Source organism: Maritalea sp. YIW29 (assembly GCF_057219265.1).
On record NZ_JBXVVF010000001.1, the window covers coordinates 1,132,689 to 1,147,924 of the forward strand.

The 15,236-nt window shown below is 49.8% G+C and carries 13 protein-coding genes and 1 pseudogene; 6 read left to right on the forward strand and 8 right to left on the reverse strand.

Translation table 11 applies throughout. From position 1 onward, the window contains the following. Positions 1-7: 7 nt before the first annotated feature. Positions 8-886, reverse strand: coding sequence for an AraC family transcriptional regulator (locus AC2D8L_RS05505; protein WP_484684432.1), 879 nt, complete (start codon positions 884-886; stop codon positions 8-10). Between the two features lie 174 nt (positions 887-1,060). Between AC2D8L_RS05505 and AC2D8L_RS05510 the strand changes: the two are divergent. From AC2D8L_RS05510 to AC2D8L_RS05525, 4 genes and pseudogenes are all read left to right on the forward strand, one after another. Then, positions 1,061-1,531: pseudogene (locus AC2D8L_RS05510) on the forward strand (NuoB/complex I 20 kDa subunit family protein); the annotation flags it as partial. Between the two features lie 88 nt (positions 1,532-1,619). After that, positions 1,620-3,143: an ArnT family glycosyltransferase gene (locus tag AC2D8L_RS05515; protein WP_484684433.1), complete on the forward strand. Its 1,524-nt coding sequence runs from the start codon at positions 1,620-1,622 to the stop codon at positions 3,141-3,143. Beyond that, complete coding sequence (locus tag AC2D8L_RS05520) at positions 3,143-3,901, forward strand: SDR family NAD(P)-dependent oxidoreductase (protein ID WP_484684434.1); 759 nt, start codon at positions 3,143-3,145, stop codon at positions 3,899-3,901. Before AC2D8L_RS05515 ends, AC2D8L_RS05520 begins: the two co-directional genes overlap by 1 nt. A 107-nt stretch (positions 3,902-4,008) precedes the next feature. After that, positions 4,009-4,536 (forward strand): 2TM domain-containing protein, encoded by a 528-nt coding sequence (locus AC2D8L_RS05525; RefSeq protein ID WP_484684435.1) that lies wholly within the window; start codon positions 4,009-4,011, stop codon positions 4,534-4,536. Between the two features lie 113 nt (positions 4,537-4,649). Here the strand turns inward: AC2D8L_RS05525 and AC2D8L_RS05530 are convergent, their stop codons facing one another. The 3 genes from AC2D8L_RS05530 to AC2D8L_RS05540 all read right to left on the reverse strand — a co-directional run bounded on the left by AC2D8L_RS05530 (position 4,650) and on the right by AC2D8L_RS05540 (position 8,842). Beyond that, positions 4,650-5,888 carry a class I SAM-dependent methyltransferase gene (locus AC2D8L_RS05530; protein ID WP_484684436.1) on the reverse strand — a complete coding sequence of 413 codons (1,239 nt, stop codon included), beginning with the start codon at positions 5,886-5,888 and terminating at the stop codon, positions 4,650-4,652. A 191-nt stretch (positions 5,889-6,079) separates the two neighbouring features. Beyond that, entirely contained in the window at positions 6,080-7,870 is a 1,791-nt protein-coding gene (recJ, locus tag AC2D8L_RS05535; RefSeq protein ID WP_484684437.1) for a single-stranded-DNA-specific exonuclease RecJ, read from the reverse strand. Between the two features lie 78 nt (positions 7,871-7,948). Further along, entirely contained in the window at positions 7,949-8,842 is an 894-nt protein-coding gene (locus tag AC2D8L_RS05540) for a LysR family transcriptional regulator (protein WP_484684438.1), read from the reverse strand. Between the two features lie 133 nt (positions 8,843-8,975). Between AC2D8L_RS05540 and AC2D8L_RS05545 the strand changes: the two genes are divergently transcribed. After that, positions 8,976-9,536: a hypothetical protein gene (locus tag AC2D8L_RS05545; RefSeq protein ID WP_484684439.1), complete on the forward strand. Its 561-nt coding sequence runs from the start codon at positions 8,976-8,978 to the stop codon at positions 9,534-9,536. Between the two features lie 65 nt (positions 9,537-9,601). On the opposite strand, the gene glpX is transcribed toward AC2D8L_RS05545, so the two are convergent. The 3 genes from glpX to AC2D8L_RS05560 all read right to left on the reverse strand — a co-directional run bounded on the left by glpX (position 9,602) and on the right by AC2D8L_RS05560 (position 13,528). After that, entirely contained in the window at positions 9,602-10,591 is a 990-nt protein-coding gene (gene glpX, locus AC2D8L_RS05550) for a class II fructose-bisphosphatase (protein WP_484684440.1), read from the reverse strand. 61 nt (positions 10,592-10,652) lie between these two features. Continuing rightward, complete coding sequence (locus AC2D8L_RS05555; protein WP_484685155.1) at positions 10,653-12,002, reverse strand: homoserine dehydrogenase; 1,350 nt, start codon at positions 12,000-12,002, stop codon at positions 10,653-10,655. A 311-nt stretch (positions 12,003-12,313) separates the two neighbouring features. Further along, positions 12,314-13,528, reverse strand: a complete 1,215-nt coding sequence (locus AC2D8L_RS05560) for an LL-diaminopimelate aminotransferase (protein WP_484684441.1) — start codon at positions 13,526-13,528, stop codon at positions 12,314-12,316. A gap of 356 nt (positions 13,529-13,884) precedes the next feature. Here AC2D8L_RS05560 and AC2D8L_RS05565 point away from each other — a divergent pair, with 356 nt between their 5' ends. Then, entirely contained in the window at positions 13,885-14,406 is a 522-nt protein-coding gene (locus tag AC2D8L_RS05565) for a MarR family winged helix-turn-helix transcriptional regulator (RefSeq protein ID WP_484684442.1), read from the forward strand. Between the two features lie 14 nt (positions 14,407-14,420). Here the strand turns inward: AC2D8L_RS05565 and AC2D8L_RS05570 are convergent, their stop codons facing one another. Then, a complete protein-coding gene (locus AC2D8L_RS05570) occupies positions 14,421-15,110 on the reverse strand; it encodes a glyoxalase superfamily protein (protein WP_484684443.1) in 690 nt (229 codons plus the stop codon). Positions 15,111-15,236 lie beyond the last annotated feature (126 nt).

Sequence of the window (15,236 nt, forward strand, 5' to 3'; positions counted from 1 at the left end):
CCGGTGATTAGCCATAAAACTCGTAGAGCAAGCGAAAATACCAGAACCGCTCTTCTTGATCGATCACTTCATTTAGCTGTTTTGGCGACATACCAGTGATCCGTTTCACGTCTCTGCCCAAATGTGATTGATCCGAATAGCCGTTTTCAGCGGCGATTTGGGAGAAGCTAAAGCCATCCTTTTCGCGCGCGTTGATGAAACTTTTATATAGCTGCTCACCACGTGCATGGGCCTGAAGCTCGCGCTGCGTTAATCCCGTCCAATGTTTGATTCTGCGTTGAATTTGCCGCGTACTGCGTCCAACCCCACTTGTTGCCACCTGCATAAGACCCTGATGCATCCAATCTAGCAACCCATTGGGGATGACCGCATGGCTAGGACGCCTGCGGCTCCATATCGGATTTAGGATCGTTTGCAATTTTTCAAATTCAACCTGAGCATCGCCTTGCGCGGTAAACGCATCCATTATCGGCAATAGTTCCGGGGGCAAAATATCGGCCGCATCAATATAGTTATTTGCAATTAGCGACACATCAATTCCGGTGAGCGCAAACCATGCGTCCGGCAAAAACGCCAGCGTAACGGCATAAACATCGCCTTCGTTCCACGAAATTGTTGGCTGATCTGTCGGTCCACTCACCACAACTTGTGGCAACGGTGGCCAAAGGTTAGGATCTGTTCCCGCATCCATAGCGACACGACAATCCCCTTCTATGATCCAAGAGATCGCGCAATAGGGTGACGTCGAAAAATTGTTAAAACGATCACTAAAACAAAGGTTTGCACCGCGCGTGTCGCGCACCACGCCAGTTGGCAAACAAGCGGCTATTTCGCCTTTGGGCCAAAGCAGTTCGGCTTTGGCTTTTAATTTATCGGTTTTAGACATTTAGATTTCTAACCACGCCCGACCATGTCGCATTCATTCTATATTATTTTCGCTAAAACCGAAATTGTGGTTACACGCAAACTGTGGAACCACGACATGAACATTTCTGATGCGCCGGCGCTTTCAAATCAAGCTCAATCCCAAACTCAAGCCAACGAAGATTGGAACCTATTTTCTGACCAGCTTGCAGACAAGGGATATTTGGTAACCTCCTCCTCCAAATTGATCAATTGGGCCCGTACTGGCTCATTGCACTTGCTAAGTTTTGGTCTTGCGTGTTGTGCTGTGGAAATGATGCAGTTCTTGACCCCTCGTTACGATTTTGAGCGGTTGGGCATGGCATTTCCCGGCACGCCACGGCAAGCGGACCTGATGATTGTCGCTGGTACAGTGACCAATAAAATGGCTCCCGCTTTGCGCAAAATTTATGATCAGATGCCTGAGCCGCGTTATGTCATTTCCATGGGATCTTGCGCAAACGGCGGCGGCTATTACCATTATTCATATTCCGTCGTGCGCGGTGTTGACCGTTTGGTGCCAGTCGACATCTATGTACCGGGTTGCCCGCCAACTGCTGAAGCACTCATGTATTCGGTATTGCTGTTGCAAAAAAAGATAAGACGTACCGGTACAATCGAACGCTAAACAGTTCTGGCCCTTATCGCCTAAACCAATTATAGCAGTCAGCTAGTATAGCATTTGACTAGATATTGGCGACGATTAAGGGACGCGTATGACCGCGACAGAAAGAACTAAGGAACCAGCACTCAATGTGCAAATTCCTTTTTCAAACAAGTTCATGGTTTCGGTGCTGCTGTATCTTTTAGCGGTTAAACTGATCACCAGTTTCACCATGCACCCCTTAGGCGATGAGGCCTATTATTGGCTTTGGGGGCAGAACCCTGCGCTTTCATATTTTGATCATCCCGGGCTTGCAGGCTGGTTGCTCGGCCTCACGGACTTGGTGTTTGGCACGTCCTTGTTCGGGTTACGCATCGCTTCGGTGCTCACCGCAATTGGCTCGCTCTGGTTCTTGTGGCTGTATGCTGAACGCGTGGTGCCATACAATCATCGAAAAGGCTTCCTGTTCATCGCATTGATGGTCGCCACCTCGCCGACGCTGTTTGTTTGGTCGACCTTGGTGTATCACGACCACCTGCTCATTTTCGTCTCACTTGGGGCGATGTATTTCTTTACTTGCTATTTAGGCGACGAAGCCGCTTCAAAATCTGGCAGTTTGCATCAGCTCTATGCTGGCGCCTTCATGCTGGGGCTCGCGGGGCTCACAAAATATAGCGCCGTTTTCATGGGGCTCGCCATTGCGCTTTTGGTCATTGGCCACCCCAAATTGCGGCAAATGTTAGCGCGCCCACATATCTATCTGGCTGGCCTCCTCACTGTCATCATGCAAGTGCCAACGCTTTATTGGAACTATAATCGGTCCTTTGCATCCTTCGGCTTCCACCTGAACGACAGACATGGCTCAGATTGGCTTTCGGCCTTTAATTCAGACAGTTTTTTCAATTTCGTGTTGGTCACCATTGTGCTGTTTGGTCCGTTCTTGGTGCCACCTTTCATCAGATTGTTTCGCCAAAAAACAAGTAGCGATTTTTATGGTGTGGGGATTTGGTTGGCACGGATGGTGACCGTCATGTCGACCGGCACGTTTATGTTCATCGCCTTCTTCTCCTTTACCCTTTGGTATTGGAGCGATCTTTCTTACATCTTGATGTTGGTTATGCTGCCGGTGCTTGCCATGAAGCGTTGGCTTGCCCTTGCGCATATTTGGTTCGGCCTCGTGCTCATCACGCTTGTCAGTGTCAATTACACCGTTGCCCCCATCGCTAACTTGTTGGGACAGCGCGACATTGAGGCGGCAACGGTTTATGGCTGGGATGAGATCGCGCAATTTGTTCAAAAAGCAGAACAAGAACATCAACCCACATTTGTGGCCGCAACACGGTTCCAATCAGCTTCCCAGCTTTCATTCGCCATGCGCCGGACCAATGTAACGGCTATTGAGGGTCGCCCGACCCAGTTTGACATTTGGGAAGACCGAGAAGCATTTGATGGTGGCACAGCGCTTGTTCTGCAAGACGAGTTTGGGAGTATGGGAGAAACACAGCAACGGTTTGAGAAGTTAGAAAAGATCGGCGAGATGATGGTTGAGCGTCTGGGCTATCCCTTGCTGAAATATGAACTATATCTCGGCACCAACTACACACCGCGCCCAACCAACTTGGTTAAGGCGGACTGATGGATGCTGACCAACGCAAATCCGCTTGGGTAATCGGCGCCAGTTCAGGTTTAGGCGAGGCCTTGGCGGTGCGTTTGGCCGACGCGGGGTTTGACGTTGTGATTTCAGCTCGGCGCGCTGAAAAATTGGATCAAGTTGCCGCCCGGCACCCTTCGATCTCAACATTGCCATTGGATGTCAGCGACCACAATGCCTGCCAATTGGCGGCACAAACATTGGCGGAACGCGAAAATCCGATCGACCTATATGTGTTTTGCGCGGTAAGTGCGGGCAATCAGGACGGAATGCACAATAAGGTTGACGACGCGCTTAAGGTTGGTCTGCTGGGTTGTACCGCGACACTCGAACCAATTCTCAATCAAATGCGCGCCCGCAAATCTGGGCATATTGCAGTGATGGGCTCACCCGTTGGATTTCGTGCCCTACCGGGAACGATGAGCTATGGGGTCGCAAAAGCTGCTCTGCACCATTTAGCGCAAAGCCTAAAAATCGATAACGCCGCCTTCGATATTAATGTGCAGCTGATCTTACCTGGATTTGTCGACACGCCTCTGACCCAAAGAAATCAGTTTCCAATGCCGTTTCTTATGCCGGTGGAAAAAGCAGTCGAGCGAATTTGGGATGGATTGCGCCATCCCAAGCGTTTCGCGATCGCCTTCCCGCGCCGATTGATTTGGCCAATGCGCTTGATGGCATGCTTGCCCTATCCCATATATAATCGCCTGATGCGATTTATTGCGAACCGGGCGAAAATCTAACCGTCATACCTACTGTCGGACCTGTGTCGTGCATCTGTCGGGCAAATGACGTGTCCATATCGCCAGTCATTCAATAATCAATCGATATCACAAAACGAGAATTGATCATGAGCATTACCCAAAGGCGATTGGCCAAAGGTTGGACACAAGAACAATTGGCCGAAGTTTCGGGCCTGAGCACACGAACTGTTCAACGCATTGAAAGTGGCCGCACCGCAAATCTTGAATCGTTAAAATGCCTTGCATCGGTTTTCGAAACGAATGTGGCAGACTTGATAAAGGAGCAAGCAGTGCAACCTCAATTAGCCGACACAAGCGAAGTTGAAAACGACGCGGAACTAAAATCCTATTTCGAGGCCGAAACTATAAATTATGTAAAGAACCTCAAAGAGTTCTATCGACATGTAATTGTCTTCATCATCGTTGTGCCCTGTCTTATTGCGTTTAACGCATGGCTTACACCAGGCATTTGGTGGGTGGTGTGGGCAATCGGGCCATGGGCATTTGCCATCGCCATGCACTTCCTCGCTGTGATCGGATTTTTGAACCTATTGGGCCCAAAATGGGAACAGCAGCAATTTCAAAAAAGAATGCAAAGGCACCAAAGCGATCTGCAAAAGAAGCGAAATCTTTAAGTATTTTGGGTTTGGGACGGTGTCGGCACTAAATGCGGACTAAACCGGAACCAACCGCAACAAAGCGGGTCAAGTTCCAGCAACTTATCCTCGCGTCCGAACAGGACTATACCCTAGTCAATCCTCGAATATTGATAAACACCGACATCAATCATTTTTTCAGCAAATCCAGCTTCGCAATAACACAGATAATAAATCCATCGACGCTTGAAAACATCATCAAACCCGAGCTCCTCGATTTCAGGCCAAGCTGCAAGGAACTGCTCGCGCCATATACGCAGGGTCTTGGCGTAAGATAGGCCAAACAGCTCCTGACGTTCCAATTTCAAACCAACCGCATCACCTTGATCTTTCATGGCTTTTTCCGTTAGCAACATACCGCCGGGGAAAATATAGCGTTGAATAAAATCGACATGTTTTCGGTAATGTTCGAAGTCAGCTTCATTGATCGTAATGGCTTGAATTGCTGCGGTTCCGTTCGGTTTCAATCGATCATGCACCGTTTTGAAATAGGCAGGCCAATGTTCTTCACCAACAGCTTCGATCATTTCGATTGAGCAAATATGGTCAAATTCGCCGACCGTGTCGCGATAATCCTCGATCACCAATTCAGCGCGTTCCGACAAGCCTTTGATTTTCATACGCTCTTTGGCATATTTGAGCTGTTCGGTGGAAAGAGTAATCCCCTTAAGCGTTGCCCCATAATCTTTAGTGGCGGTTTCTGCAAACGCGCCCCAGCCGCAACCAATTTCGAGGATAGAATGACCCTTCTTCACACCAGCCATATCGGCCACAAGGTGATTTTTGGCCCATTGCGCCTCGGTAAGTGTTTGATTTTCATCAATATAATATGCCGACGAATAGATCATAGTTGGATCTAGCCAGAGGGAATAAAAGTCATTCCCAAGATCATAGTGTTCGGAAATATTCTTCTTTGAGCCCTCTTTCGTGTTTTGCCGTGACATGTGATAGGCCATGTCGTGGGCAGCACGCTTGAAGAAGTTGGGTTTTGAGCCAACCAATTGGTCGCGATTGAGCAAGAAAAACGAGAATAGTTTTACTAAGTCATCGCACTCGATATCCTCGTTCATATAAGCAGCGGCAAACCCAACCGTGCCGCGCTGAGCCGCTTCCCATATGACGTTGAAGTTATTCAGCTTCAGCGTAGCTTGCGGGCCTTCAAAGGATTTATCCCCCAAAGACATGCTTTTGCCCGAGGGTAATATGATCTTTAAATGCCCAATTTTGATCCGGCCAACAGAACGTTTGCCGATAAACCCAACAATTGCCGACATCAGTCTGGCAGACAAAGTTGGGGTATTTTTCGCACGGTCTAAAACAAAGTCACTCATTTTATAAACCTGGCAAGTAAACGACATTAAATCACTGATTTCTCGCAACAAAATACAAGATTCGTTTCAAATGTCGTGCGCACAGGCCTCCCAAATTTACAAATATAAGTTTAACGAGGCATTTTTTTGACGCAACCCCATTTTGTAGGCCATAGATTTAGCGTTAATTTTGGTTCCTGCTTTGAGAATGACTAACCAGCTGGTGCAGCATCAATAATTCTAAGCTGAACCTCTTCGCGGCCTTGCCAATGGTTTATAGATAACGTGCCAACCACATGGATCGGATCAGAATTTCTTGCTTCCAGCAAAAACTGACCGAGTGCCGTATCTGCAGCGCGAAAAGCAATCCCATTGAGACGTGCACGATCTTGGGAAATAAGGCTGACTTTCACATGGCCGCCGACGCCAACAATGTCGGAAAAAGTGACTCGGTGTGCGGGTAGTGCGAAGACTGGACCTGCGTTCCCTGCGCCAAATGGTCCCGCTTTTTCAATGGCATGCATAAAATCGATGGTCGCGCCGCGTGCGGTTAATGCCGCATCGATCTTGATGCCGCTATCCTGTTGCGCCTCGTCAACTGAATTGATCAATTTCTCGCTTAGGAATGATCGAAATGTGCCAATTTCGCCTGATCCTATGGAGATACCTGCCGCCATGGCATGGCCACCGCCTTTGGTGATGATGCCTTCTGCCACTGCTTCAAGTACAGCGGCGCCTAGATCAACACCAGGAATGGAGCGGCCCGACCCGGTGCCGCTGCCGTCTGGCCGTTGGGAAATGGCAAATGCTGGCCGATTGAAACGTTCTTTTAGGCGAGCGGCGACAAGACCAACGACGCCCTGATGCCAGTCTGGGGAGGCCATCACGAGAACCGGCGGCCCCTCACCGTCGCCGATTTCTGCATCTGCAACAGCCACCGCTTCATCGACGGCCTGTTTTTCAATTTTTTGCCGCTCGGCATTCAACTGATCAAGCTGCGCTGCCATATGCATGGCGTCATGTTCGTCGCTGGTGGATAGCAGTTTAGCGCCTATGCTGGCGTCGCCAATGCGCCCACCTGCATTGATGCGCGGGCCGATGACATAGCCAAGGTGATAGGGATTGAGCGGCCCAGAGACGCGTGCCGCCATCGCCAGCGCGCCAATGCCAATGTTTGAACCTTTGCGCATGGCGTCGATGCCACGCTGCACGAAGGCCCTGTTGAGGCCCTTAAGCGGCACGACATCACATACTGTGCCGAGCGCCACCAAATCCGTCATACCCATCAAATCAGGCAGTGGGGAGACACCAGCTTCGCGCAGTTTGCGGTTTAGGGCCACCAACACCATAAATGTAACGCCTGCGGCGCATAGATGGCCCAACCCAGAAACATCGTCTGGTCGATTTGGATTCACCAATGCATCCGCATTTGGCAACTCGCCATCAACCATATGGTGATCGATGACCAATATGTCGGCGCCCCGCTCTTTGGCATGATCAATCGGCCCATGGCTTGTGGTGCCACAGTCCAGCGTGATGATGAGGTTCGCACCGTCATCAATAAGCTGATCAATCGCCCCATTGTTGGGTCCATAGCCTTCGAAAATCCGATCCGGAATGTAAATTAGGGGATCGAGGCCAACGCCGCTAAAATAGCGTGTTGCCAATGCCACTGATGTGGCCCCATCAACATCATAATCGCCAAACAGAGCGATTTGCTCATTGTTTTGAACAGCTTGAACCAATCGATCGACAAGCGGCTCCATGCCTGTCAAAAGGTTGGGATCTGGCATCAAATCGCGCAATGTTGGGGTAAGAAACTGTTCAGTCTCTTCCAGTACGACACCACGCCCGGCTAAAATGCGGGCCACGATTTCACTAACTTCGAATTGTTGGGACATTGCGGTCGCAAGACGAACAGACTTTTCGTCCAACCGATCCAGCCACTGGCGACCAGAGACAGACTTTTCGACCCCAAGAAAATTCTTATTTCGCTGCAACATAGGTCAAGTGCTAACGATATATAGGCTTTTCGTCGAGAAAAAATTTCTCAACACCATGTCCGCGGCCCATGAAATGGGTTAGCCGGAAGGTATGCCTGTTATCTGAGCTTCTTGCTTGGCAATTGAAGTGACCAAAAATCTTGTGAGCGCTTTAATCCTAGTTGAGCTGCGCAAATCAGGGTGCGTTAACACCCAAAGGGGTCGGGTTGAGATTGGGCCTGTATTCGGAATTCTGGCCAATCCCGGCAATTTGTCTGCATAATAACAAGGCAATACCGCCATACCCAAACCAGCCGCGGCAGCTTGGGCTTTGTCCATAATATCCGGAATATCATGCCAAACTTTGGCGTCAGGAAACGGCGTGCTCTTTACCCAGCCTGTTTCTTGGTCCGGACCGCCCCACCCAAGCCACGTTGCATTTGTGCGATCACCATCAAACCAATGTGCTTCGATATATTTTGGTGAGGCATAGGCAAAGTCTGTGAAATCAGGCAATCGCCTGCCGACTAGGTTTTCATTGGGTTCATATTGCGAGCGAAGAGCCACATCAACTTCGCCCCGCATAAGGTCGTCAATTGAATTGCTAGAGGTCACCGAAATCTGAATACCTAGATAAATACTGGCGAATTCTACAAGCAACGGCATGATCATGATTTGGGAAAGCAATGGTGGGCACGTGATGCGCACTTTTCCCGACATCGCAGAATCTAAGCTCAGTGCTGTGCGCTTAAGGCCGATAACTTCTTTTTCGACCCTTTCCGCTTTATCCAAAATCTGCGTTGCCATGCTGGTTGCCAATAAGCCATCTCGCGAGCGCGTAAAGAGCACAGCGCCCAAGCTCGTTTCCAGCTCGGTAAGATGGCGCGACACCGTAGAATGGCTCATTTCCAGCTCTGAAGCTGCTTGGCGAACGGACCGCCCGCGAAAGAGCGCTAGAAAAACGCGTATATCGTCCCAATCCAGTTCTGACATTTTCGCGCTCCTAAAAAATGTTGGTGCCTTGAATTTGATGGTCCATTTTTGCACCGTATACCTGCAAATTTCGCAATTTCCAACCATTTTTGAACCACCTATAACGGCTCCATCACAAAAATGGAGAGATAAAATGACTACAGAAATGGTATTGAACGCAGACCGTCACCTAGAGTGGGCCGTTGGTCACGTTGTGGAAGACAAGCAGGCTTGGATGTATGGAGAATACTTCCCAGAGGTTCGCCCGGCGATGATGGAACACGATTCTGGACAAGCTGCATCATTCAGTGTTGTGGCCACAAATTTGGAAGGCATTCAGCCAACCACCGGCGCTTTTGCAACTTGGCCAACAGTGCAGGCCCGTCAGAATTTTCTCGATGATCCACGATTTATCAAACTTAAGCCCAACCGCGACGCTGCGTTGCAAGCGTTCACCGACGGGCATCTGTTTGACTCTATGGACGAAGTGATCGCGCTAAACACGGAAAGCGACTATGCGGTCATTATCTCCAATGAAGCCGTGTTGCCCAGCGCGCCAATATTTGAGTTGCAACTTCGTGCAGACAGCCCGGAGCAAAAGTTTGCGGGCTTTTCGCTATCGCTGCGCCCTTGGAGTGCTGATATTGATCAGCTTATGAGCAACGCGCCGAAGGGCACGGAAATCTTTCGTATTCGGTTTAACCCAAAATCGTAAGAAGCGCACAAAGAAAAGGCAGCCAACTTGGCTGCCTTTTCTAAAATTCTAATTTCAAAACTGGCCTAGTTATCGCGCAAATGGCGAGCGTTGATCCAACGCACCGTTTTTGACCAAGAACGCATCACGATTGTTGATGTTTCGAAATGGTTTGGCCGAATTTTCACGCCATCCAACATAGACCCATCAGTGACGCCGGTTGCGGCGAATAGTACATCGCCTGAAGCGAGATCGGTTACGTTGTAGATGCGGTCAGGGTCTTCAATACCCAAACGTGCTGCGCGTTCGCGCTTTTCAGCAGTATCAAGCACCAAGCGACCCTGCATCTGGCCACCAACGCAACGCAAGGCTGCGGCTGCGAGCACGCCTTCTGGTGCGCCGCCGGTGCCGACATAAAGGTCGATACCAGTTTCTTCGCGGTCGGTGGTGTGAATGACGCCAGCAATGTCGCCGTCGTTGATCAGTTTGATTGACGCACCCATTTCGCGCAATTCATCGATGATTTTGCCATGTCTTGGGCGATCCAGCACGCAGACCGTGATTTCCGCGGCACTTACGCCACGTGCTTTGGCCAACGCATTTACGTTTTCAGTAATTGAGCGGTCAATTTGCACAATGCCAGGCTCATAGCCCGGACCAACCGCAATTTTGTCCATGTAAACGTCCGGCGCGTGCAAAAGCCCGCCCCGTTCGGCCATGGCCAGCACGGCCAATGAATCATGTTGGTTTTTGGCGCACAACGTAGTGCCCTCAAGTGGGTCAACGGCGATATCGACTTTTGCGCCTTCGCCGATGCCAACTTCTTCACCAATGAATAACATTGGCGCTTCGTCGCGCTCGCCTTCACCAATGACAACGCGACCATCGATGGTCACTTTGCGAAGTTCGTCGCGCATAGCTTCAACGGCCGCGCGGTCAGCGGATTTTTCATCGCCTTTGCCGCGCCATTCAGCCGCCGCAATGGCTGCATTTTCTGTGACCCGTACAATCTCAAGTGTTAAATTGCGATCAACAATTGCTGTTTCGCCCTTTGCAGATTTTGCAGTGGTTGCCATTTTCGACGCCTCGTAATTGTTCGCTCAAAACCAATATTTGGTGGCTTTAGGCCGAGCTGGCCTAGAACCGTTCAATTCGAATAACCTGTGGTTTGCCGACGATAAATCCGTCTTGTGCCACTTGGTCAAGGGTTTGACGCACAGATTGCTCCATGGTCTCTTGCGTGATCAACACCACAGTTCTTGTCGCCACATCCCCTGCCTCAGGATTGCTAACAACGAGATCCGGCCGTTGGATGACGCTTTCCAGCGAAATATCACTTTCACCCATGCGCGACGCTATAGCAGCAAGTGCGCCAGGAATGTCCCTAGCATTTAGTCGTATAAAGTACCCGCCTTCATGGGCACGCATACGCGCTTTGTGATAGGGAGCCAATTCATCGACCGGCATGCCAAGCGGCGGCACATGCGTGCCGCGTGCACTGTCAAAAATGTCAGCCAACACAGATGCCGCTGTTGCTTCGCCACCTGCACCGGGACCTGCCATCAGCAGTTCCTGCACATGATTGGTTTCGAGCGCGACAGCGTTTAGCACGCCATCAATGCCGGCAATTGTTGATGTCTTTGGAATCAATGTTGGGTGAACACGCTGCTCAATGCCGTCCGAAGTGCGTTGTGCCACACCCAGCAGCTTGATGTTAAAACCGAGGTCATCCGCTACCTTGATATCGGCTTGATCAATCCGGGTAATGCCTTCAACAAACATTTCATCAGCAGCAATTTCAACGCCAAAACAAAGGCTTGTGAGAATTGCCAGTTTGTGAGCAGTGTCAAAGCCTTCAACGTCGAATGTAGGATCTGCTTCCGCATAACCCAGTTCTTGCGCATCCTTCAGGCAAGCCGCAAACGAAATTTCTTCGTTCGACATGCGCGTGAGGATGTAATTGCAGGTGCCATTCATGATGCCATAAACGCGCTGCACGCGAGCAAGTCCCAAACCTTCACGCAAGGTTTTGATGACTGGAATGCCGCCAGCAACTGCTGCTTCAAAATTGAAAGACGTGTTGTGTTTTTCCGCCAGCCGAGCAATTTCAACGCCGTGCTTTGCGATCAGCGCCTTATTTGCCGTCACAACCGGAATGCCTGCTTCAAGTGCGGCACGAATACTGGCCAGCGCCGGGCCGTCTTCGCCGCCCATCAGTTCGACATATAGATCGATGGAATCGGATTTTGCCAACGCGACCGGATCATCAAACCACTCGACTTTGCTCATATCGACGCCACGGTCGCGTGAACGGGATCGAGCGCAAACGGCGGTTACTTCGATTTCGCGGCCAAAACGCTTTTGCACATCATCTTGTTGATTTTGCAAAATTGAAACAAGAGCAGCACCAACAGTTCCAACACCTGCAACGCCAATACGGATTGGCGCACCAGAATTCGTCGATTGTTTTTCAATGGATTTGATCATATCAATAATCTTGTTTCTTGTTTCAGCGCGTGGCTCGCGCCCTTCACGAAGGTTAAATACAAATTGTGGGTCGGATGCTAAATCCCGGCCAAAGCGGGTCGCGGTCCAGTCATGTCGCTCCATAAACCGTTCTACGCGGTCACGAAACTGGTTTAATTCGGTCATGAACTTCACGCTCTTGTTGTTGAGAAACCTATAGAATAGGAAAAGTCCTATTCGTCAACAGTCGCGCGCTAAATTGTGTAGGATTGAAACAAAAAAGGCGCCCACCTATGGATGAGCCCTAGGAAATTTGTGATAAAAATGTGAGCTTACTTGCTCATTTTCACGACATTGTCGCCGCGACCGCCATGTTCTGACATGAACTTTTTGATGTTGCGGGCGGCTTGGCGAATGCGTTGTTCGTTTTCAACGAGGGCGATGCGCACGTAATTATCGCCATATTCCCCAAAGCCAAGCCCGGGCGCAACGGCAACGTCCGCTTCCTTGATCAACATTTTGGCAAATTCAAGCGAACCCATATGGGCAAATTGATCTGGAATTGGTGTCCAAGCGAACATAGTCGCTGGCGGCGGCGTTACGTCCCACCCTGCCCGTCCAAAGCTTTCGACCAATACATCGCGTCGATGTTGATAGATGTCACGCACTTCCGATACACAATCGTCTGGTCCGTTGAGGGCAGCAGCGGCTGCAACTTGAATCGGCGTAAATGCGCCATAGTCCAAGTAGGATTTTACGCGTTTGAGCGCTTTGATCAGACGTTCGTTGCCTACTGCAAAGCCCATACGCCAGCCCGGCATCGAGAATGTTTTGGACATGGATGTGAATTCAACGGCGATATCCATAGCGCCGAGCACTTCAAGAATTGAAGGCGGTGGCGTGTCGTCAAAATAGATTTCGGAATAAGCGAGGTCCGACAGAATAAAGATCTCATGCTTGCGGCAATAGTCCACCACGCGCTTATAGAAATCCAAATCCGCAACATATGCTGTTGGGTTAGACGGATAATTCAAAATCAAAGCGATCGGCTTTGGAATTGAATGCCGCACCGAACGATCCAATGCTTCAAAGAAATGTTCGTTCGGCTCCGCTGGCATGGAGCGCACAACGCCACCGGACATGATGAAGCCAAATGAGTGAATTGGATAGGTTGGGTTTGGCACCAGCACCACATCACCCGGCGCCGTGATCGCGGACGCCATATTGGCAAAGCCCTCTTTTGACCCGAGCGTTGCGACAACCTGTGTGTCTGGATCCAGTTTCACGCCAAACCGACGCCCATAATAGGACGCTTGGGCCTTGCGCAGGCCAGGAATGCCTTGAGACGACGAGTAACGGTGCGTGCGTGGATCGGCGACCGTTTCTTGCAGTTTTTCAACAATGTGCTTCGGGGTCGGCAGGTCTGGGTTGCCCATGCCAAGATCGATAATGTCCGTTCCCGCCGCTCGCGCCGCCGCCTTGATCGGATTGATATGTTCAAACACGTAAGGGGGTAGTCTGCGGATGCGGTGAAATTCTTCGGTCATTTTCTCTCTTTCGACCTCTAGTTGGTGTTTATCTGTACCCATAAGGCACTTAACCGTTGGGCTATAACATCTATTGTGAAGAATTATGGTTTTTAAAAGGATAATCTGGAACCAAACATTGAAAAATCGGGCTTGTGTAACCCATTGGTCACTTGGTCAATCACTTGGAATTCTGGGCAACTCGCAAAAACAATGTTTGCTGACTAGAATTTGAGCCGGTGGCAAAGCACTGAATGGGCATCCAAATCGTTTGCCGTTGATAAGTTAGGGTTTTCGAACAGAAACTATGTGCAAGTGATTGACGAAGCACCGCAATTCGCCACTAGTACGGAAACCGTACCAACTTTGAGTTACATATGAATAATGCAGATCGCTTGGAAGCAATTCACCGCTTATCCCATCGCCATTGGACGAAACATGGCGCCGAATTGGGGCTTAGCTATAGCGAGTTTGAATATCTTAGCGCCATAAAAGAACAAGAAGATCTGAGCGCTGCTGACGATTTTCATGGTCAACATTTGCATGATTTGGTGACGGCAATGGGCGTCAACAAAGCATCGGCCAGTGCAATGATGGATAAGTTGGAAAAGCGCAAACTGGTACGGGTCAAGCCTTGCAAACGCGATGCGCGGGCAAAGCATTTTATGCTGAGCAAGAAGGGCGAACAATTGCGCTTGCAGGGTCAAACTGCTTATGCGCAATTGATTGAAACATTGAGTGCAGAGTTGCTCGCTGTTATTTCACCCGAGCCGCAGGAAGTCGCAGCGGCGCCAGCAGAGATTGTTGAAAAACCTGCGACGAAACCGAAGCCCAAGAAAAAAGCAGAGAAGCCCGCCGCCAATGACGCCGAGCTTCCACAGTTGAACTTGTTTGGCTAATTAGGGTCTATATCCTAGTTGAGGCCTAGATTGGTTGGAAAATCTTGTTGTTTTCCTCTGTCACTCGAAAGCGGAACATCTGCGCTTACCTGTTTGAAATCGAAGTTTCTCACTTGGGCACATCCCTTTCCAATTAGCATGCAACCGAAATTTACCGCGTGCGCTTTGTCAGGCACATCCAGCACAATTTCCAAAGTCTGCCAGTCGTTTGAACCTCTCAATGCACGAAACGGCCAAACATCGATCATGTTGTCGAAAGACAACAAATCTCGGCCATGTCCGTCGACACGAATCCAAAGACTTGCGTAATCGACTTCCTGCGTCTTGACCTCCGCGGTCAGGCGAACGTTGCTACCCAAATATGGATCTGCAGAAATTCTCTGCATCGCAGTGGCGAACGCTTGAGAACTTGTTGGTTCACCTTGGATTTTTATAACCGGATCAGTTCCGCTTACTTTTTCAACCACAACCGAATACTCATTGGTGTACTTTCCTCCAAGCGACCAGCCATCAGGAAGATCCTGCTTTAAAGTTGGTGTAACAACAGGTTGTTCCAATTTCGCACTCAGATGGTTCCAGCTTTTCTCGCCGATCGTTTCAGCGACAATTTCCAAACAATCTGAATGAGAGAAATCTGAATTTCGCGATGAGAGCGCGTTGCGCAGGGCTTTTGCGTAGCCCTTAGTTTGTTTTTCAGTATACATATTCGTCCCATTGGCGACGATGAATTTGTCAGTGCGTGCATTGCCAACATATCGTCGCAATGATTGACGAATTGCAGAATATAAACGGCGCTTTCACCAAGCCCAAAATGGGTGCACGCGGCGGGC